The sequence below is a fragment of the Corallococcus praedator genome, from assembly GCF_003612125.1.
Lineage (GTDB): Bacteria > Myxococcota > Myxococcia > Myxococcales > Myxococcaceae > Corallococcus > Corallococcus praedator.
Genome location: NZ_RAWI01000842.1, coordinates 1 through 582 on the forward strand (window position 1 = coordinate 1; position 582 = coordinate 582).

Annotated in this window: 1 pseudogene; it reads left to right on the plus strand. The window is 72.7% G+C overall.

The features are described 5' to 3' along the window. Window positions 1-126: 126 nt before the first annotated feature. Window positions 127-582, plus strand: a pseudogene (locus D7Y13_RS42070) (sensor histidine kinase); the annotation flags it as partial.

Genomic DNA, 582 nt, shown 5'->3' on the forward strand with positions numbered 1-582 from the left:
GAGCCAGGGGCCCCCGCCAGCCCCCTCCCGCCGGCTTCTTCCCTTAAGGGGCGGCCGGGGGTCGCGAAAGACGCGCGGCCGTGAACTTGCCGCGAGGGGAAGAAGCAGGGAAAACGGACGTGTCGCATGGACACTTCCCTCCCCGTCGCCTTTGAGAACGAGCTCGCGCGGGTGGTGAGCGCCCAGCGCCAGCGCGTGCTGGGCGCGGGGGCGGCGGTGCGACTGATGGGCACGGGGGTGTTCTTCACCGTGAGCCTGGGCCTGTGGCTGACCGGCGCCCGGGACTGGGCCCACTACCCCCCGCTGCTGCTCTGCTACGGGGGCGTGGTGGCGCTGCTGTTCGCCCTGCGCTTCCGGCCGGTGACGCGGCAGTTGAGCATCGTCCAGTCGGTGGTGGACGTGGCGCTGGTGTTCGGGCTCCAGATGCTGGCGCTGCCTGTGTCGCCCTTCCCCGCCGGCGTGGCCGGCTTCAGCCTGGGGCTCTTCGCGCTGGTGGTGGCGCTGAGCGGCCTGGAGCTGATGCCCCGGCTCGTCTACGGCACGGCGGGCCTGGCCACCGTGGCCCAGGCGACGCTGATGCAC